The sequence below is a fragment of the Streptomyces sp. NPDC048612 genome (genome assembly GCF_043199295.1).
In the GTDB taxonomy this organism is placed as follows: Bacteria; Actinomycetota; Actinomycetes; order Streptomycetales; family Streptomycetaceae; genus Streptomyces.
The window spans coordinates 101,538-125,838 of the sequence record NZ_JBICVV010000013.1 but is presented as its reverse complement, the minus strand read 5'-3'; the positions used below and the strand labels follow the sequence as shown (position 1 = coordinate 125,838).

Genomic DNA, 24,301 nt, shown 5'->3' with positions numbered 1-24,301 from the left:
AGCGTCCGCACCGCCCCGTCCGCCTCGCCCCTGTCGGGAAATCCCCGGTGACGTATGGCGTGTTGAGGGGATTTCGGCGAAGTGCCCGATAGACATGCCCCTGACCCGTTCCTCCGGTGAGCGGGTGGTCGCGGCGCCGGGCGTCCGGCGCCCCCGGTACGCGCCGGACGCCGGACCGCGGTCCCGCCGGTTCTGACAGGAGCAGCACATTGCGGTACGGACAGGCACTGCGTGACGAGATCGCGGCCGCGGGGACGACGCCCCTGATCGGCGTCCACGACATGTATGCGGCCTCCCTCGCCGCCGGCCACTACAACGGCTTCTTCGTCTCCGGCTTCGGCTTCGCCGCCTCCTACTACGGCCTGCCGGACATCGGCTTCATCGCCTGGCCCGACATGGCCGCGTTCGTCGAGCGGCTGCGCGGCGCCTTCCCGCACCACCATCTGCTGGTGGACATCGACGACGGCTACGGCGCCCCCGAGGTGGCCTGCCACGTGGTGCGGCGCCTGGAGCGGACCGGGGCCTCCGGGGTGATCCTGGAGGACCAGCGGCGGCCGCGCCGGTGCGGGCACGCGGACGGCAAGCTGGTGCTGCCGCTGGAGGAGTACCTGGAGAAGCTCGACCGGGTGCTCGCCGGCCGTACCGACCTGCTCGTCGTGGCCCGTACGGACGCCACGGAGGAGGACGAGATGCTGCGGCGGGCGGCCGCGCTGGCGGAGACCGGGGCGGACGTGGTGCTCGTCGACGGGGTGCGCAGCGTCGACCGGCTGCGCCGGATTCGCGAGGTGACCGGCGACAAGCCGCTGCTGTTCAACCAGATCGCGGGCGGGAAGTCCCCGCGGCTCTCGCTGACCGAGCTGACCGCGCTCGGGGTCGACGCGGCCATCTACAGCACCCCGTGCCTGTTCGCCGCGCACCGGGCGATGGAGACCGCGCTGGCCGAGCTGAAGTACGCGGACGGCCGGCTGCCGGACACCGGCGGCACCGGCGGTGAGGTCGGGGTCAAGGAGGCCACCGAACTACTGGCCCGCAACATCGGCCGGCCGCACCCCGCACGCCCGGCCGTCCCCGCGTGACCCGGACGGTGGGGCCGTCCCGCCGCGGTCCCGCCCCGCCGCCCGCCAGGGCACCGGCGACCGGACGGCGGTAGCCTGAGATCGCTGATGATCTCGGGAGACACATGAACGGGCGACGTCGCCGGGCCGCCCCCTGGCAGGGGCAGTGGCCGGTGATCGGCGTGGTGGCCATGGGCGGTGCCGTCGGCGCCACGGCCCGTTACGGCGCCGCTCTCCTCTGGCCCACCGGCAACGGCGCCTTCCCCTGGACGACCCTGGGCGTCAACGTCGTCGGCTGCGCGCTGATGGGCGTGCTGATGGTGCTGATCACCGAGGCCGGAACGGCCCACCGGCTGGTGCGGCCGTTCCTCGGCACCGGCATCCTCGGCGGCTTCACCACCTTCTCCACCTACGCCGTGGACATCCAGCGGCTGATCGACGCCGGGCACCCGGCCGAGGCCCTGGCCTGTCTCGCGGGCACCCTGTGCGCCGCGCTCGCGGCCGTATGGGGCGGGGTGACCGGCACTCGCGCACTTCTCCGACTGAGGCGGCGGACGGCATGACGGACGGCACGGCACACCCCGGCGGCGCTCCGGCGCTCCGGCTCACGGTCCTCGTCGGCGAACAGGACACCTGGCACCACAAGCCGCTCTACGCGGAGATCGTGCACCGTGCCCGGGAAGCCGGACTGGCCGGTGCCAGCGTCTTCCGCGGCATCGAGGGCTTCGGCGCCGGCTCCCTCATCCACACCCAGCGGCTGCTGTCGCTGAGCGAGGAGCTGCCGGTCGCGATCGTCGTCGTCGACACCGCGGAACAGGTCCGCTCCTTCCTCCCGCGGCTCGACGAACTCCTCGCGGGCGGCGGCCTGGTCACCCTCGACCCGTGCGAGCGGATCACCTACCCCCGCACCGCGGACACCGCCCCCGGGCAGGGCAGCCGCGGATGAACTGGCTGCTGGTGGTGGCCGGTGCGGCGGTCGGGGCGCCGCTGCGCTTCCTCACCGACCGCTATGTGCAGTCCCGGCACGACACGGTCTTCCCCTGGGGGACGTTCGCCGTCAACGCCGTCGGCTCGCTGATCCTGGGCCTGCTGACCGGCGCGGCCGCAGCGGGCGCCGCCGGCCCGCACCTCCGACTGCTGCTCGGCACCGGCCTGTGCGGAGCGCTGACGACCTACTCCACCTTCTCGTACGAGACGCTCCGGCTGGCCGCCGACGGGGCGCGGGGCGCTGCCGCCGCCAACGCCGTGGCGAGCGTCGCCGCAGGGGTCGCGGCCGCCTTCGCCGGAGTGGCGATCGCCCACGCGCTGTGGGGCTGAGCAGGGCGGCCCGGACGGACGAAAGCGGTGGGGCTCCGGGGGGAGCCCCACCGCGGGGACGGCGCAGGAGATGCGAGGGCTGGTGGGGTACGAGCGCCGGCCGCCAGGTTCCGGCACTCGACAGCCCCAGGCGTGCGGACCGGCCACCGTCAGCCCGGCCGGTCCGCCGGCCTCCGCCGAACTTCGGTGCTTCAGCGGGACGGTGCGTCCGTCAGGAGGTCTTGCCGAAGCGGATGCCCGCCAGGCCGTTGGCCCAGAGCTGGTCCACCTTGGCGGTCTCGTTCGCGTCCGGCTGGGCGTTCTGGCACGAGGTGCCGGGGCCGCCGCCGGACATCAGCTCGCTGCACGGACCCTCGTAGTGGTCCGGCAGACCGAGCACATGGCCGGTCTCGTGCGCGGTCACGCGGGTGGAGTTGTACTCCTGGTTCTGCTTGTAGTCCAGGAAGACGAAGCCCTTGCCGTGGCCGTCGGTGCTGGCGTACGAGCCGCGCGGGTCGTCGCCCTCGCGGTACTCGAAGTCGCCGCCGCTGCCTTCCTGCAGCTTCACGTTCTGCACGGCGCCGTTCCAGATGGAGGTGCTCTGCGCTATCTGGTCAGCGAACTTCGGGGCCTTGCTCGCGTCGTAGGTGACGGTGACCGAGGCCGCGCCGGGGTGCGCCTTCATCTTGGCCCTGGCCGACTTGATCACGGCCTCGAAGAACGCCTTGGTGTCGGCCTTCTCGGCGGCCGAGCCGTTGTACGCCGCGATCGAAGCGGCGGTGCTGTGGGAGGAGTTGGTGGGGGAGGGGGAAGCTGCCGAAACCGGCGCCGCAGCGGCGAGCGCGGCGACGAGGCCCAGACCGAGCGCCGCCGACAGCGCCGTCTTGGGAGATCTCATGTGGGGGCTCCTTAATTTCCGGAGGGCCGTACGGTCGCCGTGTGGGGCGGCGACCGGGGCCCTGCGGATTTCTTGGTGCCGTTGAGTCTGGACGGAGTTCACCCGGAAGGCAGAGATGTCAGGCGGCGATAGCACGAGCCAATACCCTGCGCGAAAAACGGAGTTCAGACAGGTTTGAGAGTCTGGTGTGACGGATGCCGACGTCGTTATGCTCCGGACGTGGAGCTTGAGGTAAGGCATCTTCGCGCATTGTGCGCCATCGCCGACACCGGCAGCGTACGCAAGGCTGCCCGGCACCTCGGCATGACCCAGCCCTCCCTGACCACTCAGCTCCACCGCATCGAGAAAGCCCTGGGCGGCCAGCTCTTCTTCCGTGAGCCGAGCGGCAGCCGGCCCACGCCCCTGGGGCACTCGGTGCTCTGCCGGGCCCGGCCGATAGTGGCCGAAATGCGGGCACTTATTGACGAGGTTGCCTCGGCCTCGCAGCGCGAACAGGGCGCACGGCTGCACATCGGCAGCACCAACAGCCCCGCCGTCGCCGGCTGGCTGCGCCGGCTACGGGTCCGGCTGCCGGAAACGGACACCACGATAAGAACCGATGTGTCCGCCAACGCCCTGCTGCACATGGTCTCCACGGGACAGCTCGACGCCGCCTTCGTCCACGAGGTCGAGGGCGCGCCCCTGCGGGTCCCCGACGGCCTGGCCGCGTATGAACTCATCGCCAGGGAGCCGCAGTTCATCGCCCTGTCGGACACCCACCCGGCGGCCGCCCGGGAGGTCATCCGGGTCGCCGACCTCGCCGAGGACCAGTGGATGGTCGACCCGACCGTCGACGGCGAGTGGGCCGGACTGCGCCGCATCTGGGCCGCGGCCGGAATCAACCCCCGGGTCGTGCACGGCGACTACCTCACCACCGTGGACCTCGTCACGGCCGGCGAGGTGGTCACCCCCTGCCAGCCGACCGCCCGCTCGCGCCACGGCATGGCGATCCGCCCCCTCTACGGCGACCCGCTCGCCGTCCGGCTGTTCATGGCCTGCCGTCAGGACGACATCCCCGCCGCCTCGGCGGACGACCTCTTCGCCGATCTGACCGCCTCCTACATGGAGATCGCCTGGGCGAGCGATGCCTACCGGGCGTGGCTGGTGCGGCACGACGGCCCGCTGACCGTGGGGACCTGAGGCCGGGGCGACGGGTACGACGGCCGCCGCGGGCCCGCGGCGCCCTCCGCCAACCGTGTGAAAGGGGCGGGTCCGGGCTGACGGGAGCGGCCGGGCGGCGGGGTGATGGCCGAGAGTGGGACGCCCGAGCGCCGGCGCGGCCAAGCCTGGAGACCCTGTGGACGGCACCCTTTCCCTGGTTCTGCTCCTGCTGTTCCTGTGGTGCCTGTGCTCGCGGCGGATGGAGCGTTTCGAACTCACCGCCCCGGCCGCCTTCGTCCTGCTGGGCCTGCTGCTGGGCGAGGGCACCGGGGTCCTCGACCTCGACCTCCCGCACGAGACGGTCAAGGCGCTCGCGGAGACCACCCTGGTCTGGGTGCTCTTCACCGACGCCGCGCGGCTCTCCTTCCGCGCCCTGCGCCAGGAACTCGGCCTCTACGTACGGCTGCTGGGCATCGGCCTGCCGCTGTGCGTGGGCCTCGGCGCGCTGGTCGCCGCCGCCCTCCTGCCCGGTGTGTCCGGCTGGTCCGCGCTCTACGTCGGAGCCGCGCTCGCGCCGACGGACGCCGCGCTCGGCGCCACGATGATGGTCAACCCCGTGGTGCCCGCGCGCATCCGCCGGCTGATCAACGTGGAGAGCGGCCTCAACGACGGCATCGCCACCCCGCTGGTGGTGCTCGCGCTGGCCGGGGTGTCCGCCGCCGAACACACCGCCGGGCCGGACGCCACCGGCCACGCCCTGGTGGAGCTGGCCGTCGGCGCCGCGTACGGCGCCGCGGTCGGCCTCGCCGCCGGCTGGCTGCTGCGCACCGCGCTCCGCAACGGCTGGGCGGCCGAGGACTTCGCCGGCGCGGGCGTGCTGGCCCTCTCCCTGCTCGGCTACACCTCCGCCCTGGCGATCGGCGGCAACGGCTTCGTCGCCGCCTTCGTCGCCGGCCTGGCGTTCGGCACGACGCACGGCGCGCCCCCGCGGGTGCTGCTGTACGTCGAGCAGACCGGGGCGCTGCTGTCCGTGCTGGTCTGGCTGGCCTTCGGCGCCGTGCTGCTCCCGGAGGTGTTCGCCCACGTCACCTGGCAGGCCGTGGTCTACGCCGTGCTGAGCCTGACCGTGATCCGTATGGTGCCGGTGGCACTGTGTCTGGCCGGCAGCGGGCTGGACGCCAGGACGGTGGGCTTCATCGGCTGGTTCGGCCCCCGCGGACTGGCCTCGATCATCTTCGGGCTGCTCGCGGTCGAGGAACTCACCCCCGCCGGTGCCCGGCCGGTGCTCCCGGTGATCGCCTGCACCGTCCTCCTCAGCGTCCTCGCCCACGGCCTCACCTCCGCCCCGCTGGCGAACCGCTACGGCAAGGCGGCCGGGCCCGCGGCCCCCGCCGGCGCACCGTCCCAGGACCTGCCCGTCCGGGGCATGGCGGCCGGCGGCTTCCACCGGAACCGCGGCCGCCGCGGCCCGTCACCGACCTGACCCCGCCCCCAAAGACCGCACCCGTCCCGCCGCCCTCCGCGATCGGCGGAGGGGGTGGAACGGGTGCGGGACACCTGGTGCGGCGCTACGCCCCGGCGTACGGGACGGGACGCCGGGCCCGGGTCAGCCCTTCTTGGTCTCCCAGAAGATCTTGTCGATCTGGGCGATGTAGTCCAGGGCCTTCTGGCCGGTCGCCGGGTCGTGGGAACCCTTGGCGGCGCTGAGGGCCTTGAGGGTGTCGTTGACCAGCTGGTGCAGCTCCGGGTACTTCTCGAAGTGCGGGGGCTTGAAGTAGTCGCTCCACAGCACCGAGACGTGGTGCTTGGCCAGCTCGGCGCGCTGCTCCTTGATCTGGACGGCGCGGGTGCGGAAGTCGGCGTCCTCGTTGGCCTGGTACTTCTCCTGGACGGCCTTGACCGACTCGGCCTCGATGCGGGCCTGGGCGGGGTCGTACACACCACAGGGCAGGTCGCAGTGGGCGCTGACCTTGACCTTGGGGGCGAACAGGCGCGAAAGCATGTTCAGTCCTTCCTCGTGATCGTCTTCTCAGGTGCGAGATTACTCGGTGCGGGAAGGCTTTTCTCGGGCGGGCCGGGGGTCTTAGGGCAAAAGTCCGGTGTCACGGTGGGACTGGTGGAGGATGGGCCCGTGAACGGGTCGGACCGGGGCTGGACCGGGAGGTACGGGATGCCGGAGCGGGTGCACGAGCGCGAGCCGGAGCGGGACGGGGACGCGGACGCCGGGCAGGAACGGGGCGGGCTCCTTCGTGCCTTCGGGCTGGCCGAGGTGTACAACCCGTCGATGGTGCCGACGCTGCGGCCCGGCGACCAGCTGGTGGTGCGGTACGGGGCGGCGGTCCGGCCCGGTGACGTGGTCGTGCTGCGGCATCCGTTCCGGCAGGACCTGCTGATCGTCAAGCGGGCGGTGCAGCGGCGCGACGGCGGCTGGTGGGTCCAGGGGGACAATCCGTTCGTCGAGAACGACAGCCGGGAGTTCGGGGTGGTCCCGGACGAGCTGGTCCTCGCGCGCGCCTGGGTGCGGGTGCGGCCGCCGCGGGGGATTCAGCGCTCGGTCACCGGGGTGCTCTCCTGGGCGGTGTCGGCGGTCCGGCCGGTACGGGCCGCGCGCTCGTTCTCCAGGCGCTTGCGGGCGCGGTAGGCGGCGACGTTGGCGCGGGTGGCGCAGCGGTCGGAGCAGTAGCGCCGGGAGCGGTTGGTCGAGGTGTCCAGGTAGACGTTGCGGCAGGGCCGCGCCTCGCAGATGCCCAGCCGGTCCACGCCCAGCTCGGTGAGGTGGAAGGCCAGGCCCATACAGGCGGTCGCGGTGTAGCCGGCGGTCGCGTTGGCGGCGTGGTCGGCGATGTGCATGTGCCAGTCGGGGCGGCCGTCGTCGTCCCGGAACTCGTGGCCGGAGATCTGCGGGCTGACCGGGAACTCCATCATCAGGGCGTTGAGCAGGTCCACGGCCAGCACCTCGTCGCCGGTGTCGGCGGCCTCGAAGACGGCGCGCAGCCGGGAGCGGACCGTGCGCAGCCGTGTGACGTCGCTGTCGGTCGCGCGCCGAGCGGCCTGCTGGGCGGGACCGAACAGCTCCCGTACGACGTCGACCGAGGTCAGGGTGTCGGTGCCGCGTTCGGGCTGCTCGGTGTTGACCAGTCGCACGGCATAGTCCGAGTAATAGGCCAGTTCCACTTGTAGTCCTTACGGGCGGAGGCTAGTGTGCGGGTACGACCTTGTAGTAAGGGGTGTCCTCACTACGAGGGTATTACGGCCTGGAGAGGAAGCGATGACCGAGACCGTCGTCGGCGCCGATTGGCAAGCGTGGCAGAACAGTTGGGACCGCCAGCAGGAGTGGTACCTCCCCGACCGCGAGGAGCGGTTCCGGGTGATGCTGGACATGGTCGAGGCGCTGGTGGGTCCGGCGCCCCGGGTCCTGGATCTGGCATGCGGCACGGGCAGTATCTCCGACCGGCTGCTCACGCGGTTCCCCGAGGCCGAGAGTGTGGGCGTCGATCTCGATCCCGCGCTGCTGGCCATCGCGGAAGGGTACTTCGAAGGCGAGTCCCGGGTCCGCTTCGTACGGGCCGATCTCAAGGACCCGCAGTGGACGGCGAAGCTGCCGCACGACTCCTACGACGCGGTGCTCACCGCCACCGCGCTGCACTGGCTGCACAGCGAGGACCTGCGCGGGCTCTACGGGCAGCTCGGCGGACTGGTGCGGGACGGCGGGGTCTTCATGAACGCCGACCGGATGCCCGAGGAGGGCACCCCGCGGATCAACGCCGCCGAGCGGGCCTTCCGGCACGCGCGGATGGACGCGGCGAAGGCGAAGGGCGCCGTGGACTGGGCCGAGTGGTGGCAGCTGGCGGCCGCCGACCCGCGGCTGGCCGCGCCGACCGCCGAGCGCTTCGAGATCTACGGCGAGCACGCCGACGGCGACACCCCGTCGGCCGCGTGGCACGCCGCCGTGCTGCGCGAGGCGGGTTTCGCGGAGGCCCGGCCGGTATGGGCCTCGCCCACCGACGCCCTGGTACTGGGCCTGAAGTAGGGCGGCCCCGCAGTGAGGGGCGGTCCGGCGGTGCTGTCGTACGCACCCACCGGACCGCCCCTCACCGCCACCGCGTCCGCGGCGGGCGCGCTACAGCACCTTCGACAGGAACGACTTCGTCCGCTCGTGCTGCGGATTGCCGAGTACCTCGCGCGGGTGGCCGGATTCGACCACCACACCGTCGTCCATGAAGACCAGCGAGTCGCCGACCTCCCGGGCGAAGCCCATCTCATGGGTCACGACGATCATCGTCATGCCGTCCGCGGCCAGGTCCTTCATGACGTCCAGGACGTCACCGACCAGCTCCGGGTCCAGCGCCGAGGTCGGCTCGTCGAAGAGCATCAGCTTCGGCTCCATCGCCAGCGCACGGGCGATGGCGACGCGCTGCTGCTGGCCGCCGGAGAGCTGCGAGGGGTAGTTCCTGGCCTTGTCGGCGAGGCCGACGCGGTCCAGGAGCCTGACCGCCCGCTCCCGCGCCGCGGCCTTGGACTCGCCCTTGACCTGGATCGGCGCCTCCATGACGTTCTCGATCGCGGTCATGTGCGGGAAGAGGTTGAAGCGCTGGAAGACCATGCCGATGTCCCGGCGGCGCGCGGCGACCTCCTTGTCGCGCAGCTCGTAGAGCTTGCCGTTGTGCTCGCGGTAGCCGACCAGTTCGCCGTCGACCGAGAGCCGGCCGGCGTTGACCTTCTCCAGGTGGTTGATGCAGCGCAGGAACGTCGACTTGCCGGAGCCGGACGGGCCGATCAGGCAGAAGACCTCCCGCGGCGCGACCTCCAGGTCGATGCCCTTGAGGATGTGGGCCGCGCCGAAGGACTTGTGGACGCCCTCGGCCTTGACCATCGGGCCGCCGCTGCTGCCCGCGGACTTCTCAGTGGTGATCTTGCTGGTCATCCGGCACCTCCGGCGGAGCGGTTGAAGCCGCCGGTCAGCTTCGCCTTGGCGCGCTGGAGCGGAGTGGGCGGGAGCTGGCGGCTGGCACCACGGGCGTAGTACCGCTCAAGGTAGTACTGCCCGATGCTCAGCACCGTGGTGGCGATCAGGTACCAGGTGGCGGCGAGGATCAGCATCTCGACCACCACACCGGAGTCCCGGCCGATGTTCTGGGCGGCCTGCAGCAGGTCGTAGTACTGGACGGCGGCCACCAGGGACGAGGTCTTCAGCATGTTGATGACCTCGTTGCCGGTCGGCGGCACGATCACCCGCATCGCCTGCGGCACGATGATCCGGCGCAGCGTCTTGGCGTGGCTCATGCCCAGCGCGTGCGCCGCCTCGGTCTGGCCCTCGTCGACGGCGTTGAGGCCGGCCCGGCAGATCTCCGCCATGTACGCCGCCTCGTTGAGCCCCAGGCCCAGCAGCGCGCACAGGAACGGGGTCATGAAGTCCGACCACTCGTCCTTGTAGATCGGCATGATGTCGATGTACTGGAAGACGAGGCCCAGGTTGAACCAGAGGAACAGCTGGACGTAGACCGGAGTGCCGCGGAAGAACCAGACGTAGAACCACGCGACCGTCGAGGTGACCGGGTTCTTGGACTGGCGCATCACGGCCAGGACCACACCGCCGACGATGCCGATGATCATCGAGAGCACGGTGATCAGCAGGGTGTTGCGCAGGCCCTTGAGGATGTCCGCGTTGAACATGTACTGGGGGATGGCGTCCCAGTTGACGTCCGCGGTGGCGAAGGCCCTGCCGAGCAGGGCGACCAGCCCGATGACGACGAGTGCCGCCACCCAGCGTCCGTAATGGCGTACGGGGATGGCTTTGAGGGACTGGGGCGGCGGAGCATCTGCCGGCGGCTGGGCCGACTTGTCGACGTCAACTGACACGGGTGTTGCCTTTCAGCATTCGGCGGGAGGTGCGCGGGCGGAGAGTGCGGTGGGCGGCGGCTCAGGAGCCGCTGTTGATCTGCACCTTCTTGACCGCGGCGTCCTTGACGTCCCACTTGTCCAGGACCTTGGCGTACGTGCCGTTCTTGATCGCGCTTTCCACGGCGGCCTTCAGTGCGTCGCGCAGCCGGTCCTGGCCCTTGGGGACCGCGATGCCGTACGGGGCCGCCTTCAGCGGCGCGCCGCCGACCATCTGGAAGTCCTTGCCGCCCCCGGAGACCTTCACCGCGTACGCCGCGACCGGGTAGTCGCTGGAGACGGCGTCCACGCCGCCGGTACGCAGCCGGGTCTGGGCCTCGGAGTCGTTGTCGAACGCCTCGATCGAGATCGGCTCCGCGTCGTTGGACTCACAGGCCTTCGACTTGTCCTTGGCCAGGTCGTGCGAGACGGTGCCACGCTGCACCGCGATCTTCTTGCCGCACAGCGTTTCCCAGCCGTCGACGCCGTTGGTCTTGCCCTTGCGGGTGTAGAGCGAGACGCCGACGTTGAGGTAGTCGATGAAGTCGACGCCCTTGCCGATCTTCTTGCCGGTGTTGCTGTCGATGCCCTCCTGGCGCTCCTTGGTGTCCGTCATCGCCGACATCGCGATGTCGTAGCGCCTGGACTTCAGGCCGCCCATGAGGGTGTCGAAGGTGGCGTTGTTGAAGTTGAGCTTGATGCCCAGCTCCTTGCTCATCGCCGCCGCGAGATCCGGGTCGATGCCCTCGATCTTCCCGCTGGAGCGGAACTCCACCGGCTTGTAGGTGATGTCCGAGCCGACCTGGAGGAAGCCCTTCTCCTGGACGTCCTTGGGCAGCTTCTTGAACAGCGGTGCGTTGACGTTCCGGCTCTTCTTCGCCTCACGCTTGGCGATGGCCTCGTTCGTCTGGTCACCGCAGGCGCTGAGCAGCAGCAGCGAGGCGGCGACCGCGGTCGCTGCGGCCGCGGCTGTACGAGACCTGCCGGCGGCCGTGCGACGGGTGGTGCGTGCGGTCATGCTGAGCCTCCTGCGGATGGAGAAGCCGACGCGACAAAGGGCCGGGGCACACCTTCGAGCGTCGTGACCTCGGTCGGTGACGGAATCCTGCCATCCGCGCTCCGGTATTCGGACTCTCGTTCAGGTCAAAATCGGATAACGGACGGCGGCACCGGAGTGACGGGCGGATGCCGCCGGGGAGGTCCCGCGCCGTCCCGGCGGGCACCCGGTGGCCCGGCCCGGCTCCGGGCATCTCGGAATCCGGACGGAGGCAGAGGGCTCTTCTGAGTTTTTTGTGCATTTCGCCGTTATTGTCGGAGCCTTGAACCCGAGGGTAATGAATCTGACTCGTCGGGGCGCGCGCCCGTCAGGTAGAAAGGTGCGTTACACCCCTCATCCGGGGCTCAGGGCGCGTGTGCGGCGCGCCCGGCGTCCGTACCTCCCCCCGCGCGGCAGTCATCTGCGGCGCAGGGCACGGACGCGGTGCCCGCCCACCCCTCAACCAGGGAGTGGCCACCCTCAGCAGATTCACGAATAAAAGGGGTAAGACAAGTGGCAGCGGAGATCGTCAATCCTCGCAGCGACAGCAATACCGGTACGGACGCGAACAGCGCGCCCGACAATGCCTTCGATCCGGCGTTCGCGCTGCATCGCGGCGGCAAGATGGCCATTCAGGCGACCGTGCCGGTCCGGGACAAGGACGACCTGTCCCTCGCCTACACGCCGGGCGTCGCCAAGGTGTGCAGCGCCATCGCCGAGCAGCCCGAGCTGGTGCACGACTACACCTGGAAGTCCCAGGTCGTCGCCGTGGTCACGGACGGAACCGCGGTGCTCGGCCTCGGTGACATCGGTCCGGAGGCCTCGCTCCCCGTGATGGAGGGCAAGGCCATCCTCTTCAAGCAGTTCGGCGGCGTCGACGCGGTGCCGATCGCGCTCGGCACCACCGACACCGACGAGATCATCGAGACCGTCGTCCGGATGGCCCCGTCCTTCGGCGGCGTCAACCTGGAGGACATCTCGGCGCCGCGGTGCTTCGAGATCGAGCGCCGGCTCCAGGAGGCCCTGGACATTCCGGTCTTCCACGACGACCAGCACGGCACCGCCGTGGTCACGCTGGCCGCGCTGCGGAACGCCGCCAAGCTCACGGACCGTTCGCTGGGGCAGCTGCGGGCGGTCATCTCGGGCGCCGGCGCGGCCGGTGTCGCCATCGCCAAGATCCTCATCGAGGCGGGCATCGGAGACGTCGCGGTCTGCGACCGCAAGGGCATCGTCTCCACCGACCGCGGCGACCTCACCGACGTCAAGCGCGACGTGGCCGGCTTCACGAACAAGGGCCGGCTGACCGGTTCGCTGGAGGACGCGCTGGCCGGGGCCGATGTCTTCATCGGTGTCTCCGGCGGCACGGTGCCGGAGGAGGCGGTGGCGAAGATGGCGAAGGACTCGCTGATCTTCGCGATGGCCAACCCGACCCCGGAGATCCACCCGGACATCGCGCACAAGTACGCGGCCGTGGTCGCCACCGGGCGCAGCGACTACCCCAACCAGATCAACAACGTGCTGGCCTTCCCGGGCATCTTCGCCGGTGCCATGCAGGTGCGGGCCTCGCGGATCACGGAGGGCATGAAGCTCGCCGCCGCCGAGGCGCTGGCCGCCGTGGTCGCCGACGAACTCGGCGCCGACCGGGTGATCCCCTCGCCGTTCGACGAGCGGGTCGCCCCGGCCGTCACCGCCGCCGTCGCGGCCGCCGCCCGCGCCGAGGGCGTGGCGCGCCGCTGACCGCGCCGCCGCGTTTCCACGCCGACGGGCCGGGCCCGCACCTCCAGGGGTGCGGGCCCGGCCCGTCGTGAGCGCGGTGCACCGCCGGGCCGACGCGGTGCGTGTCACACCCGTACGCGGTACCGAAGCGCCCGGCAGCGGCCTACGTTGGGCTCATGTTTGCTGCCTATGCCGCCCGCATCGACCGTGACCAGCCGCTGAACGGCCTCGAATTGGGGGAGCGCCCGGCCCCCGGCGCACGCCCCGGCTGGACGACCGTCAACGTGAGGGCCGCCTCCCTCAACCACCACGACCTGTGGTCGCTGCGCGGGGTGGGGATCACCGACGAGGCGCTGCCGATGATCCTCGGCTGCGATGCCGCCGGGGTGGACGAGGACGGCAACGAGGTCGTCCTGCACTCCGTCATCGGGCAGACCGGCCACGGTGTCGGCCCGAAGGAGAAGCCCTCCATCCTCACCGAGCGCTACCAGGGCACCTTCGCCGAGCAGGTCACCGTCCCCTCCTGGAACGTGCTGCCCAAGCCGAAGGAACTGTCCTTCGAGGAGGCCGCCTGTCTGCCGACCGCCTGGCTGACCGCGTACCGGATGCTGTTCACCAACGGGGGCGTACGGCCCGGCGACAGCGTCCTGGTGCAGGGCGCGGGCGGCGGTGTGGCGACCGCCGCCATCGTGCTGGGCGCCGCGGCCGGGCTGCGGGTCTTCGCCACCAGCCGGGACGAGGCCAAGCGCAAGCGGGCCCTGGAGCTGGGCGCCGAGGCGGTGTTCGCGTCCGGGGAGCGGCTGCCGCACCGGGTGGACGCGGTGATCGAGACGGTCGGCGCCGCCACCTGGTCGCACTCCGTCAAGTCGCTGCGCCCCGGCGGCACCCTGGTCATCTCGGGCGCCACCAGCGGCTACACCCCCAAGAGCGGGGAGCTCAACCGGATCTTCTTCCTGGAGCTGAAGGTCGTCGGCTCCACCATGGGCGACAAGACGGAGCTGGCGTCGCTGCTCAGCTTCTGCGCGGCCAAGGGCATCCGGCCGGTCATCGATTCGACGCTGCCGCTGGACCGGGCGCGCGAGGGCTTCAGCAAGATGGCCGAGGGTGAGCTGTTCGGCAAGATCGTACTGACCGTCTGACGGCTGACGGACACCCACTTCTCTTCGGAAGGCTGCGGACCGTGCGGATTCTGCGGGCGGAGGGGCGCCCCGCCATGCCGTGGAGCAACGGCGGCGGGGTGACCCGGGAGGTCGCCGTCCACCCGCCGGGCGCCGGCTGGGACACCTTCGTCTGGCGGGTCAGCCTGGCGGACGTCACCCGGGACGGGCCGTACTCGCCGCTGCCCGGCGTCCGGCGCGTCCTCACCGTCGTCGCCGGGGCCGGGCTGGAGCTGACGGTGGACGGCACCACCCGGCTCCTCCCGGACCGCGGCCGCCCGTTCGCCTTCCCCGGCGGCGCGGAGACCGGCTCCCGGCTGCTGGACGGCCCGGTCGTCAACCTCAATGTGATGCTGCGGGAGGGGCGGGCGGACGCGACGGTGGAGATGCTGCGGGGCCGCCGGACGGTGGAGCCGGCAGGGCGGCCGGCCGGTGGCGCCGAGCGCGGCGACGGCCCGGAGGCCGTGCTGGTCGTGGCCGTCGAGGGGGAGACCCGGGTCCGGACGCCCGGCGGGCCCGCGGTGCCGCTGGCCCGCTTCGACGCCGCGCTGCTGACGGGGCCGCAGGCGGCGCCCGCCGAGGTGCGGACGGACGGCACCGCGGCGCTGATCACCCTGTCCGCGGCCGCTCCCACTGCCCGACCCCAGGGCTGAACCGCCCGGCCCGCGGGCTCCTCAAGTGTGCTCACCCCGGGCCGAGTTGTGCCATGTCTGTCAATGATGGTTGACGCCCGCGGGGCGTCAACGTACATTGACATCCATGACCGAAGCAACGGATCTCGCCGAGCGGGCCGGTGACCGGGACCCCCGGGTGGGGCTCCGCGCCGTGGCCGCGCTCCGCCGGCTCCTGGAGCAGCTCGAAGCCGTGCAGGTGCGCAGCGCCCGCGCGAAGGGCTGGTCGTGGCAGGAGATCGCGGCGGAGCTGGGTGTCAGCAGGCAGGCAGTGCACAAGAAGCACGGGAGGCGCTGATGTTCGAGAAGTTCACGGCCGAGGCGCGCGCGGTGGTGCGCGGCGCGGCCGAGCAGGCGGACCGTACGGGCACCGGGACGATCGGCGAACCGGAGCTGCTGCTCGCACTGCTGGAGCGCAGGCAGTCACCGGCCGCCGGGGTGCTCGCCGCACTCGGGGCCCACGAACGGCGGGAGTCGGTGGCGCAGGCCCTGGCGGAGGTGCGCCGCCGGGGCGGGGTGACCGCGGCGGACGCGGCGGCGCTGGCTGGGCTGGGGATCGACATCGACGCGGTCGTGGCGCGGGTGGAGGAGACCCACGGGGTGGGCGCGCTGGCCGCCGACGGGACGGCCGGGCGCCGGAAACGGGTGCGCCGGCCCTTCACCCCGGAGGCGAAGGCCGTACTGGAGCGCGCGCTGCGCATCGGGGCCGGCCGCGGTGAGCGCCACCTCGGCGACGAGCATCTGCTGCTCGCGCTGACCACCGGCTCCGGACCGGCCGCTGCGGTGCTCGCCGGCATCGGGGTGACCCACGACGAGGTGGTGCGGTCGCTGGGCGAGGCGCGGGGCCGGCGCGCGAGCTGAGCCGGGCGGGGCGGCTTCGTGGGTCCACGGGACCGCCTCGTGACCGCCCGGCGGGGCGGATCTCCTGGCGTCGCCCGGCCGGACCGCCCCTACGGCTGACCGGCCCGCACCCTCCCGAGGCCCGGTGTGCTGCGCCGGGGGAGATACCCCGCCTCGGAGACCGCGCCGAGCACCGGGTGGAGCAGGTGCGCCAGCCGTTCGGCGCGGGAGTGGCCCAGTGCCCGCCACGGCCCGGCCGCCAGCCGGTCGGTCGTCCGCTCGATCGCCTCGCGCTCCGTGCGGGCGCGGTCGGTCGCGGTGCCGTCCGGGGCGATCCAGCCACGGGCGGCGAGACGGTGCCGGGCGTCGCTCCACTCCTGTGCGCTCCAGCCGCGTCCCACGAAGTCGGCGGCCGGCGCGGCACCCGTGACGACACAGGACACCAGGGCTTCGCAGGGGTCGAGTTCGCAGGTCAGCAGGGCCGCCAGATGGCCGTCCCCGCGGTGTTCGCGGAGCACCGTCGCGGCCTGCCAGAGCACCAGGTGCGGGGCGTCCGGCCAGGGCAGATCGCGGTTGGCGGCGGCCAGCGGGCGGGCGGCGGAACCGGCGTTCTCGGCGGCCTGCCGGGCGAGCCGCGCCGCCTCCATGAGCTGCGCGGTGGTCAGCCGGCCGGCGACGAGGGCGGTCAGCGCACGGTCCATCGCCAGCAGCCGGGCCTCCAGCACCACGGACGGTGCGGCGACGCTCCAGATCCGCGGGACGTGGCGGGCGACCATCCGCGGGCTGAAGGTGTAGTACGTCGCGGCGACCAGCTCGGGTCCGGCGGCGCCCAGCGGAGCCGTACGCCAGGCGAAATAGCTGGGCCAGCGGGACGCGACGTCATGGCCGAGGCCGGCGGCGACCCGGCGGGCCTCGGGGGCGAAGTACAGCGTGGCGTGCAGTGGCTCCAGCAGGTGCCACATCCGGCGGGCGACCGAAAGGTATTCCGACATCGCTTTACCTCATGGCCTTCACGATGCGTGCGCAGACGGGAGAGTCGGACGGTGGTCCGGACCACGGCCGCCGGCCCGCGGAACCGGGCAGTGGGGCTCCCCGGTACCCGGTGCCGAACGAAAAGCCGTGCGAAGTAGTCACTTCCCCGATTACGCCGCGTGAATCCGGACCGCAGATGGCAACTGTGGGTAACAGAAGGCGGGTTGGGGGATTCCGCTTCCGGACGCCGCAGCCCCGGGTGGCCCAAACCCCCTCGTGCGGCGGAAATTGAGTCGAACACGGGCGGCCGCACACGTACGGTGACCCGGCCGGCGGCGGCCCACGGGGGCCGGGGCCGCACGACGCGAGGAAGCGAGCCGCAGATGACACAGCAGGGATGGGCCGACGAGGGATTCGGGGCCGTCGCGGACGCGTTCGCCCGGAACTTCGCCGAGGACCGGGAACTCGGCGCCGCCGTCGCGGTGTTCGCGCACGGGCGCAAGGTCGTCGACCTGTGGGGCGGGACCGCCGACGACCGGACCGGGCGCGCCTGGGACGAGGACACCGTCCTTCCCGTCATGTCCCTCGCCAAGGGCCTGATCAGCGTCTGCGCCCATCTGCTCGCCCAGCAGGGGACGCTGGATCTCGACGCCCCGGTGGCCGACGTCTGGCCGGAGTTCGCCCAAGGGGGCAAGGAGGGGATCACCACCCGGATGGTGCTCGCCAACACCGCCGGAATCCCGCTCGCCGAGCGGCGGCTGGACTTCACGGAGCTGACCCGGTGGACGCCGGTGATCCGCGCCCTGGAGGAGCAGCCGGTGCTGTACGAGCCCGGCACCGCCTACGAGTACCACGCGCACGCCTTCGGCTTCATCGTCGGCGAACTCATCCGGCGGCTCACCGGCCGGACGCCCGGCGGGTACTTCCGCGAGGCCGTCGGCGACGGACTGGGGCTGCGGACCTGGATCGGGATGCCGCGGGAGGAGGTGCCGCGGCTGGCCCGGCTGGCCGAGGCCGAGGGGCGCTCCCCGCTGCCGAGCGCCGACCTGCTGCCCATGCGGGCCCTGACGATGAACGGCGTCCTGCCCTTCCCCGGCCTCGACGATCCGCACGGCTACAACTCCCCGGACCTGCTGACCGCCGAATTCCCCGGTGCGGGCGCGGTGTCCGGCGCCCGCGGGCTGGCGGCCCTCTATGCGGCGGTCGCGACCGGGGTGGACGGCGGGCCGCGGCTGCTCGGCGCCGACACCGTGACCGACGCGGTCCGGCAGCTGTCGGGCGGTCCGTCATGGTCGGGGTTCCCGGACCTCGGCGCCCGCTGGGGCAGCGGCTTCCTCGTCGACTCGCCGTTCCGCCGGCTGCTCGGCACGCGCTCCTTCGGCAACAGCGGGGCGGGCGGCCAGTTCGCCTTCGGCGACGACGAGTTCGGCGTCGGCTTCGCCTACACCGCGAACCGGATGGGGGCCGGGGGCGACCCGCGGGCCGACCGGCTCATCGGTGCGCTGCGGAGCTGCGTCGGGGCCCCGGAGCCCGTGGAGCCCGCGGCCGGGGCCTGAGCACACGGCCGCGGCGGGGCGGGCGCGCCCTGAGGCACCCGCTCCGCCACGGTGGCCACCCGCCGGCCCCGCCCCGGCGGCGTCAGTCGTCCCCGTCAGCGCGCGCGGCGTACCGCTCCGGGTGGCGCAGCAGCGCGCCGATGTGGGCGGCGGCCGTCGACAGCCGGTCGCGGGACTCCGTGAGCTGTGCGGCGGTGACGCCGTGATCGCGGGCCGCGTCCCGCAGGTCGTCGCGGAAGCGGTCCAGCAGCCGGTCGAAGTCGCGGGCGGGGTCCTCGCCGGCTGGTTCCCGCGCCCACTCCGGGGCCGGCGGGGCTTCGGCCGCCGCGTCCGCCCCGGCCGCTCCGGCCGTCGCGTCCGGTCCGGCACCGTCCCCCGGCCGGTCGGCGCGCTCGACCCTCACCCCGGTCCCGTCGTCCGCGCCGGCCCGCCCGGCCCCGCCCGGCTCACCGGCCTCGCGCCGGGCGTCGGACGGGCCGCCGGTGAAGCGGCCGACCTCGCGGGACACCTCGGACAGCGCCTCGCGCACCACGCCCGCCCAGTCGCCCGACCGCACCGCCCCCTGGGCCTGTTCCTGGACGTGCCGGATGACCCGCTGGACCTCCTCGCGGGCGACGTCCTGGGCGTCCCTGGCCTGCTTACGGGCCCGCTGGGCGTCCTGCTTGGCGCGCCGGCTCTCCTCCTTGGCCCGGCGGGCCTGTTCCTTCCACTCCTCCTTGGCGCGCCGGAACTCCTCCTTCGCCTGCTGCCAGGACTCCTTGTCGCGGAACGCGCCCTCGAAGGAGCCGGCGCCCGGGAACGGCCGCTCGTCGGCGCCGTCCGCGGTCCCGTCGCCGGCTCGCCCGGCCGTACCGTCGCCTCGCGCGTCCCTGCGGGCCTGCTGGGCGGCTTCCCGGATCTCGCGGCGCAGATCCCGCGCCGAACCGCTCACGTCCTCCCGGATGTCGGAGGCGAGTGAGGCGACCGACTCCCGGATCTCCAGCTCCAGATCGGCCAACTCGCCGCCGCGGTCCGCGAGTTCGGTGCGGCCGGCGTCGGTGAGCGAGTAGACCTTGCGGCCGCCCTCGGTCGTGTGGGTCACCAGGCCCTCGGCCTCCAGCTTGGCCAGCCGGGGGTAGACCGTGCCGGCGGAGGGGGCGTAGAGGCCCTGGAAGCGCTCCTCCAGGAGGCGGATGATCTCGTAGCCGTGCCGCGGCGCCTCGTCCAGCAGCTTGAGGAGGTAGAGGCGGAGGCGGCCATGGGCGAAGACGGGGGGCATGCTCAGAGCACCTTCTTCCGGGCGGGCGGGTCGGTGGGGGAGTCCCCCTGCGGGCCGGGGGCCGGGCTGTCGCCGGGGCCGCCCGGCCGGTGCTCCTCGTCCCCGTCCCCGTAGGAGGGGCGGCGCAGCAGGGCCAGTCCGCCGGAGACGGTGGTGACCTTGAGGGTGCCGGTGCCCGCGCCGAGCGCACCGGTGATCTTCTTGGCGCCCCACTGGCCGGTGACCCGCAGGTCGTCGAAGGCGTTGGAGACCGTGCCGCTGGCGGTGTTGGCCTCCACCCTGGCGTCGGCCGGGTCCGGCAGCCGGATGGCGACCTCCCCGGAGACCGTGGTCAGGGCGATGTCCGCGGCCCGGCCGGGGTCCAGGTCGAGGACCATGTCGCCGCTGACGGAGTCCGCGCGCACCGCCCCGCCCGCCCCGTCGATGACCGTCAGATCCCCCGAGACGGAGTGGAAGCGCAGATCGCCGGTGACCGACTGCACCTCGACGTTGCCGGAGACGGTGTCGGCGCGCACCCTGCCGGTCAGCCCGACGAGCGTGGCGTCACCGGAGACCCCGCGGACGTCCGTACGCCCCGAGATGCCGGAGATCACCGCGCCGGCCCCCACCACGCCGACCTCGACACGGGTGCCGGCCGGCACCGTCACCGAGATCACCGCGCTGCGGTTCCAGCCCTTGCGGTCCAGGAACTTCAGAAAGCCCTTCCAGGGGAGGTCGTCGTAGACGATCGAGAGGGTGCCGTCCTCGCAGGCGACGGTCAGCGGCGGGCCGTGCAGCTCGCTGATCTCCACCCGGGCCGGACCGCCCTCCGAGGTGCCGACGACGTTGACGGTGCCGCCGACCACGCGCACGTTCACGGCGTCGAAGGGGTCCGGGATCTCCAGTGTGCGTGGCTCGGCCACCTGCATCGGCTGCGACCACTCGCTCCGGGCTGACATTCCTGGCCTCCCCTGGATAGTCCTGCAACGCAATATATCGCGTCTCTTGGGAACACGATATATCGCGGATTGTGGAAGTCAAGCATCCGGTTGTGAGGGGTCCGTCGACGCCGCCGGGGGTGCAACCGCGCACCCGGAAAGCGGTGTCCTGGCCGGTGACCACTGTTGTCATGGCGTATGCCATAGGGGAGTTGAAACTGTGCGTACCTCCACGGGGCTGATCTCGACGCTGGTGCTCGGCGCCGCCCTGAGCCTGCCGGTCACCGCCGCCCACGCGGCTCCTGCCGCTCCCGCCGCCCCGGCCGCCGCTGCCGCGTCGTGCCACGGGCTGATCGCGAAGGCCTACTCGCTCAACGACAAGGCCATCTCGGCGGACCGCGGCCGCAGCTACAAGAAGGCCGCGAAGTACAACCACTCGGTGCAGGGGAAGATCGTCAACGCCAAGGGGGCGTGCCGGAACGCCCGCCACCGGGACGAGATCCGCGGGGCCCTCGACGGCGCCGCGGGCGGTACCGAGGCCGCCGAGCACCACAACAAGAAGGCGTACATCGAGCACGACCGGCGGGCCGGTCAGGCGGCCCTCAACGCCGAGTACGACGTGAAGAGCTACCTGCGCAAGGCGCTCAGCCGCTCCTGATCTCCGGATCGGTCACGACGGTCCGCCGCCCTTACGGGGGCGGACCGTCCGCGCATGACCCGGCCGCCGGGGACGGGGGCACCGTGCTTCCGGTCCGGCCCGTTCCTCGATGGCTCCTATTCGTCCTCGTCCTCGTCGTCCAGCCGGGCCAGCCACGTGGCCAGCCGCTCCACCGGTACCTCGAAGTCCGGATTGAGATCGACGAACGTCCGCAGCTGGTCGGCCACCCAGGCGAGGGTGACCTCTTCCTCGCCGCGCCGGTTCTCCAGCTCCTCGATGCCACGGTCAGTGAAATACACGCGCTCTCCACCAGGGGTCATGGGTCATTCCCGGCCAGGATAGGCAGGCTCACGGACCTCTCGCGCCACAGACGGCCGGCGGCTAGCCTGATCACCTGTCAACGGTCCTGCGGCAATGGGGACATTGCCGCCCACGGGGCGCGGGAGGCCGTGATGCACGAGCGCGCACAGCGCATCGAACTCCCCGACGGCACGGAGGTCTGGGCCCGGGTCTCCCGGCTCGACACCCCGGAGCCCGACGGGACGGACGACGCCGACGCGGAATTCGAGGACGTCGGCGCCTGGGACGCGCTGGGGGCCCGGGTCGAGGGGCTCCGCGAGGTGATCGGCGGGGTCGCCGCCAGCGTCCGGCAGGCCGCCGAGCGGGTCGCGCCGCACGAGACCAGTGTGACCTTCGGCGTGGAGCTCTCGGCCAAGCCGGGCAAGGCCGTCGCCCTGCTCGCGGACGGCGAGGCGAAGACCAACCTCTCCGTCACCCTCACCTGGCGCGCGGACCGGGCGCCAGAAGGCGAGGCGCCGCACGGGACGCCCACACCCGGCCCCCGGGAGCCGGACGATTCGGACCGCTGATGGCGACCTCCGAGCGCCGGGCCGCCGGCCGGGACGACCGCGCCCGCCACACACAGCTCCTCGACCACGCCGGACGCACCACCGTCGGCCTGCGCGCCGCCCCGGGCGGTGCCACCGCCCGGCTGTGGGGCAGCGGGGTGCTGGTCGCCCCGGGGTGGGTGCTGACCTGCGCCCATGTGCTCGCGGCGAGCGACGGGCGGCGCCGGGACACCGGCCCGGACGGGGTGTTCGGGGTGACCTACGGCGGTGGGGTGCTGCCCGCCCGGCTCGCCTACGACCTCAGCCGCCCCCGTCCGGACGCCGGGCCCGCCGCCGCCCGCGCCGACCTCGCCCTGGTCCGGCTGCTCGACCCGGTGACCGAGCACCCCTGCGCCTGGCTCAGCGATCAGCCGGCGACGCTCCTGGAGGACGCGTACATCTTCCGCGGGCACGACCAGCCGGGCGCGGGCACCGAGGAGGACGTCGGCGGGGGCGCGGGCCCACAGGGAGCGGACCCCGTACGGGACGTGCGGGACGGCCGCGGCCCGCGGGACCTACGCGCCGGGTCCGGGCCGGGCGGCCGGCGCGGCGCCCCCGGCGGTCCGCGCGCCCCCCTCACCACCCCCGTCGACCCCTTCATCGCGGTCCGCTTCGGTGCCCGCGACGCCCGGGGCCTCCAGTTCGGCAGCGACGTCCGGGTCACACCGGGCGCCTCCGGCGGCCCGCTGCTCGACTGCGACCGCGGCGAGGTGGTCGGCATCGTCAAGGGCCGCCACCAGCAGGACCACGTCGGGCTGGCGGTACCGGTCACCGCGCTGCGCGGGCTGGGCCCGGAACACCTGGCCGAGGGCGCCGAGGGCCTGGGACCCGACCCGTACCACGCGCTGATGAGCGCGCACGACCGCTGGCACTGGGCCGGCCAGGGTCTCGGCAGCACGGCCGGGCCCACCTGGTTCGACGCGCAGCACGCGATCATGGCAGGCCGGGGCCGCCTGTGGGGCGTGCAGGAGCGGCTGCAGGCCCTGGACCTGCTCGCCCGGCTGCCCGCACCGCGCGATCCGCTGGTCGTGGAGGCCGCGGTCGGTGAGGTGCTGGAGCGCGGCGAGCGGCCCGGAGCCTGGCTGCTGCGTACCTGGCGGGACGGCCACGGCGCGCTCTACCAGGGCAGCGACCCGTACACGGAGCTGCGCGCCTTCGTGCACTATCTGCGGATCGTGGCGCAGCTGACCGCCGACGAGGTACGCGACGTCCCGGGCGACGAGGCCGCCGGGGTGCGCGAACAGGCCGCCCGCCTCACTGAGTTCGTCCAGGCCAAGGCGGTGGTGCTGCAGCCGCAGGACCGCCGGAGGATAGGGCCGGTCCGGCGCCGTCCGCGCTCCGTGCTCGTCGAGTTCGAGCCGCTCTTCTACGACGAGGGCGGGCCGGAGCTGTTCAACTGGTCGGTCAGCGAGGGCTACGGCCGGGGGCAGTGGCTGCGGGTGGACGTCCAGGAGACGGCCGGCGGGGTGCCGTTCGAGCAGGCGCGCGAGCAGGTGCTGCGGCGGCTCGGCGGACGGCTGCTGCGGGCCGACGGCGACGCCGGGCCGGGCGCCCGGGTACGCCTGGAGGTCGCCGTCCCCGAGGGCCGCTGGGACACCGCCGCCGGCCAGTGGGAGGTCGCGGCGTCGCCCCGGCGCACCGCCCGGCTGCGGCCGGTGGGCCCCGGGCGCGCGGTGATCCTGCGGGACCAGGGGCGCCGGGAACAGGTCGACCCGGCCTGGCTGCGCCGCTGGCAGGGCCTGGCCGCCGCCCGCGAACTGCACGCCCTGCGCCTCCCGCCGCGGCCGGGCACCGACGCCCGGTCCGGCTCCGCCGAGGCGATCTGGCGGCTGCTGGAGACGGCCGGTGAGGGCGCGCTGCCGGCGCTGTGCCACGCCGTCGCGGACGGCTTCGGCCGGGACGCGGTCGGCGTCGCCCTGGACACCGGTTTCCCGGCCGGGCTGTGGCCGGCCCACGGGCACGGCGAGGAGCAGGACTGCGACGCCGGCTGCGAGGAGTTCCACCGCGGGGTGCGGGAGCTGCTCCAGGGGTCGGGCGGGGTGGCCCGGCTCCCCGAACTGGTCCGGCAGCTGCGGGCCAAGGCCGCCGAGGCCGCGGAGGAGGGCACCCACTGGGCGCGCGATCTGGTGCTCCTCTACGACGACCCGGAGGACCCGATTCCGCCGCTCTTCGCGGACTGCCCCCAGGTGTCCCCGCGATGAGCGGCACGGGGGCGCCGCCCCCTGAGGCGCCATCCGCCGCGCACGCTCCCCGCACGCCTCGCACGCGCCCGGTGTCCACCCCGGCCGCGGCCGCCCTCGTGCGGCAAGTCGCGCCCCGTACCTGGTACTTGGGCTCCCGTGGCGCCCACGGGGGAGACCGGAAACC

The 24,301-nt window shown here is 73.0% G+C and carries 27 protein-coding genes; 17 read left to right on the top strand and 10 right to left on the bottom strand.

Going from position 1 to position 24,301, the window contains the following annotated elements; all coding sequences use genetic code 11:
• Window positions 1–209 precede the first annotated feature (209 nt).
• From ACGFN2_RS21180 to crcB, 4 genes are all read left to right on the top strand, one after another.
• Complete coding sequence (locus tag ACGFN2_RS21180) at window positions 210–1,076, top strand: oxaloacetate decarboxylase (RefSeq protein ID WP_393362604.1); 867 nt, start codon at window positions 210–212, stop codon at window positions 1,074–1,076.
• Between the two features lie 104 nt (window positions 1,077–1,180).
• Window positions 1,181–1,618 (top strand): fluoride efflux transporter FluC, encoded by a 438-nt coding sequence (locus ACGFN2_RS21175; protein WP_393362601.1) that lies wholly within the window; start codon window positions 1,181–1,183, stop codon window positions 1,616–1,618.
• Window positions 1,615–2,001, top strand: a complete 387-nt coding sequence (locus tag ACGFN2_RS21170) for a DUF190 domain-containing protein (RefSeq protein WP_393362598.1) — start codon at window positions 1,615–1,617, stop codon at window positions 1,999–2,001. Before ACGFN2_RS21175 ends, ACGFN2_RS21170 begins: the two co-directional genes overlap by 4 nt.
• Window positions 1,998–2,372, top strand: a complete 375-nt coding sequence (gene crcB / locus ACGFN2_RS21165; RefSeq protein WP_393362595.1) for a fluoride efflux transporter CrcB — start codon at window positions 1,998–2,000, stop codon at window positions 2,370–2,372. The genes ACGFN2_RS21170 and crcB overlap by 4 nt, the downstream gene beginning before the upstream one ends.
• A 211-nt stretch (window positions 2,373–2,583) precedes the next feature.
• Here crcB and snpA read toward each other — a convergent pair whose 3' ends face one another.
• Entirely contained in the window at window positions 2,584–3,249 is a 666-nt protein-coding gene (snpA, locus tag ACGFN2_RS21160) for a snapalysin (RefSeq protein ID WP_393362592.1), read from the bottom strand.
• A 219-nt stretch (window positions 3,250–3,468) separates the two neighbouring features.
• Between snpA and ACGFN2_RS21155 the strand changes: the two genes are divergently transcribed.
• Window positions 3,469–4,428 (top strand): LysR family transcriptional regulator, encoded by a 960-nt coding sequence (locus ACGFN2_RS21155; RefSeq protein ID WP_393362589.1) that lies wholly within the window; start codon window positions 3,469–3,471, stop codon window positions 4,426–4,428.
• 157 nt (window positions 4,429–4,585) lie between these two features.
• On the top strand, window positions 4,586–5,872 hold the full coding sequence (locus tag ACGFN2_RS21150; RefSeq protein WP_393362586.1) for a cation:proton antiporter: 1,287 nt from the start codon (window positions 4,586–4,588) through the stop codon (window positions 5,870–5,872).
• A 123-nt stretch (window positions 5,873–5,995) separates the two neighbouring features.
• Here the strand turns inward: ACGFN2_RS21150 and sodN are convergent, their stop codons facing one another.
• Window positions 5,996–6,391 (bottom strand): superoxide dismutase, Ni, encoded by a 396-nt coding sequence (sodN, locus tag ACGFN2_RS21145; protein ID WP_362604638.1) that lies wholly within the window; start codon window positions 6,389–6,391, stop codon window positions 5,996–5,998.
• A 168-nt stretch (window positions 6,392–6,559) separates the two neighbouring features.
• Between sodN and sodX the strand changes: the two genes are divergently transcribed.
• Window positions 6,560–7,030 carry a nickel-type superoxide dismutase maturation protease gene (gene sodX / locus ACGFN2_RS21140; RefSeq protein ID WP_393362739.1) on the top strand — a complete coding sequence of 157 codons (471 nt, stop codon included), beginning with the start codon at window positions 6,560–6,562 and terminating at the stop codon, window positions 7,028–7,030.
• Here the strand turns inward: sodX and ACGFN2_RS21135 are convergent.
• The gene (locus ACGFN2_RS21135) at window positions 6,934–7,563 is read right to left on the bottom strand and encodes a CGNR zinc finger domain-containing protein (protein WP_362604637.1); all 630 of its coding nucleotides are present in this window, start codon (window positions 7,561–7,563) and stop codon (window positions 6,934–6,936) included. The genes sodX and ACGFN2_RS21135 overlap by 97 nt on opposite strands.
• 94 nt (window positions 7,564–7,657) lie before the next feature.
• On the opposite strand from ACGFN2_RS21135, the gene ACGFN2_RS21130 reads away from it, so the two are divergent.
• The gene (locus tag ACGFN2_RS21130; protein ID WP_362604635.1) at window positions 7,658–8,419 is read left to right on the top strand and encodes a class I SAM-dependent methyltransferase; all 762 of its coding nucleotides are present in this window, start codon (window positions 7,658–7,660) and stop codon (window positions 8,417–8,419) included.
• A 90-nt stretch (window positions 8,420–8,509) separates the two neighbouring features.
• Here the strand turns inward: ACGFN2_RS21130 and ACGFN2_RS21125 are convergent, their stop codons facing one another.
• From ACGFN2_RS21125 to ACGFN2_RS21115, 3 genes are all read right to left on the bottom strand, one after another.
• Window positions 8,510–9,262, bottom strand: coding sequence for an amino acid ABC transporter ATP-binding protein (locus ACGFN2_RS21125; RefSeq protein WP_362604770.1), 753 nt, complete (start codon window positions 9,260–9,262; stop codon window positions 8,510–8,512).
• Window positions 9,263–9,309: 47 nt separating this feature from the next.
• Window positions 9,310–10,248 (bottom strand): amino acid ABC transporter permease, encoded by a 939-nt coding sequence (locus ACGFN2_RS21120; RefSeq protein WP_362604633.1) that lies wholly within the window; start codon window positions 10,246–10,248, stop codon window positions 9,310–9,312.
• Between the two features lie 61 nt (window positions 10,249–10,309).
• Window positions 10,310–11,284, bottom strand: a complete 975-nt coding sequence (locus tag ACGFN2_RS21115) for an ABC transporter substrate-binding protein (RefSeq protein WP_362604631.1) — start codon at window positions 11,282–11,284, stop codon at window positions 10,310–10,312.
• 531 nt (window positions 11,285–11,815) lie between these two features.
• On the opposite strand from ACGFN2_RS21115, the gene ACGFN2_RS21110 reads away from it, so the two are divergent.
• The 5 genes from ACGFN2_RS21110 to ACGFN2_RS21090 all read left to right on the top strand — a co-directional run bounded on the left by ACGFN2_RS21110 (window position 11,816) and on the right by ACGFN2_RS21090 (window position 15,707).
• Window positions 11,816–13,039: an NADP-dependent malic enzyme gene (locus tag ACGFN2_RS21110; protein ID WP_362604629.1), complete on the top strand. Its 1,224-nt coding sequence runs from the start codon at window positions 11,816–11,818 to the stop codon at window positions 13,037–13,039.
• Window positions 13,040–13,194: 155 nt separating this feature from the next.
• Window positions 13,195–14,157, top strand: a complete 963-nt coding sequence (locus ACGFN2_RS21105) for a zinc-binding dehydrogenase (RefSeq protein ID WP_362604627.1) — start codon at window positions 13,195–13,197, stop codon at window positions 14,155–14,157.
• 74 nt (window positions 14,158–14,231) lie between these two features.
• Window positions 14,232–14,828 carry a HutD family protein gene (locus ACGFN2_RS21100; protein WP_393362580.1) on the top strand — a complete coding sequence of 199 codons (597 nt, stop codon included), beginning with the start codon at window positions 14,232–14,234 and terminating at the stop codon, window positions 14,826–14,828.
• 106 nt (window positions 14,829–14,934) lie between these two features.
• Window positions 14,935–15,144: a helix-turn-helix domain-containing protein gene (locus tag ACGFN2_RS21095; RefSeq protein WP_009718008.1), complete on the top strand. Its 210-nt coding sequence runs from the start codon at window positions 14,935–14,937 to the stop codon at window positions 15,142–15,144.
• Window positions 15,144–15,707 (top strand): Clp protease N-terminal domain-containing protein, encoded by a 564-nt coding sequence (locus ACGFN2_RS21090; RefSeq protein WP_393362577.1) that lies wholly within the window; start codon window positions 15,144–15,146, stop codon window positions 15,705–15,707. Before ACGFN2_RS21095 ends, ACGFN2_RS21090 begins: the two co-directional genes overlap by 1 nt.
• 89 nt (window positions 15,708–15,796) lie before the next feature.
• On the opposite strand, the gene ACGFN2_RS21085 is transcribed toward ACGFN2_RS21090, so the two are convergent.
• The gene (locus tag ACGFN2_RS21085; RefSeq protein ID WP_393362574.1) at window positions 15,797–16,678 is read right to left on the bottom strand and encodes a hypothetical protein; all 882 of its coding nucleotides are present in this window, start codon (window positions 16,676–16,678) and stop codon (window positions 15,797–15,799) included.
• 363 nt (window positions 16,679–17,041) lie between these two features.
• Between ACGFN2_RS21085 and ACGFN2_RS21080 the strand changes: the two genes are divergently transcribed.
• The gene (locus ACGFN2_RS21080) at window positions 17,042–18,214 is read left to right on the top strand and encodes a serine hydrolase domain-containing protein (protein ID WP_393362571.1); all 1,173 of its coding nucleotides are present in this window, start codon (window positions 17,042–17,044) and stop codon (window positions 18,212–18,214) included.
• Between the two features lie 82 nt (window positions 18,215–18,296).
• On the opposite strand, the gene ACGFN2_RS21075 is transcribed toward ACGFN2_RS21080, so the two are convergent.
• Entirely contained in the window at window positions 18,297–19,472 is a 1,176-nt protein-coding gene (locus ACGFN2_RS21075; RefSeq protein WP_393362568.1) for a helix-turn-helix transcriptional regulator, read from the bottom strand.
• Window positions 19,473–19,474: 2 nt separating this feature from the next.
• The gene (locus tag ACGFN2_RS21070; RefSeq protein ID WP_362604616.1) at window positions 19,475–20,410 is read right to left on the bottom strand and encodes a DUF4097 family beta strand repeat-containing protein; all 936 of its coding nucleotides are present in this window, start codon (window positions 20,408–20,410) and stop codon (window positions 19,475–19,477) included.
• Between the two features lie 199 nt (window positions 20,411–20,609).
• On the opposite strand from ACGFN2_RS21070, the gene ACGFN2_RS21065 reads away from it, so the two are divergent.
• Entirely contained in the window at window positions 20,610–21,047 is a 438-nt protein-coding gene (locus tag ACGFN2_RS21065; protein WP_362604614.1) for a hypothetical protein, read from the top strand.
• A gap of 116 nt (window positions 21,048–21,163) precedes the next feature.
• Here the strand turns inward: ACGFN2_RS21065 and ACGFN2_RS21060 are convergent, their stop codons facing one another.
• The gene (locus ACGFN2_RS21060) at window positions 21,164–21,346 is read right to left on the bottom strand and encodes a DUF6104 family protein (protein ID WP_018087464.1); all 183 of its coding nucleotides are present in this window, start codon (window positions 21,344–21,346) and stop codon (window positions 21,164–21,166) included.
• 153 nt (window positions 21,347–21,499) lie between these two features.
• Here ACGFN2_RS21060 and ACGFN2_RS21055 point away from each other — a divergent pair, with 153 nt between their 5' ends.
• Entirely contained in the window at window positions 21,500–21,916 is a 417-nt protein-coding gene (locus ACGFN2_RS21055) for a CU044_2847 family protein (RefSeq protein WP_362604613.1), read from the top strand.
• Window positions 21,916–24,135, top strand: coding sequence for a trypsin-like peptidase domain-containing protein (locus ACGFN2_RS21050; RefSeq protein WP_393362563.1), 2,220 nt, complete (start codon window positions 21,916–21,918; stop codon window positions 24,133–24,135). The genes ACGFN2_RS21055 and ACGFN2_RS21050 overlap by 1 nt, the downstream gene beginning before the upstream one ends.
• Window positions 24,136–24,301: the final 166 nt, after the last annotated feature.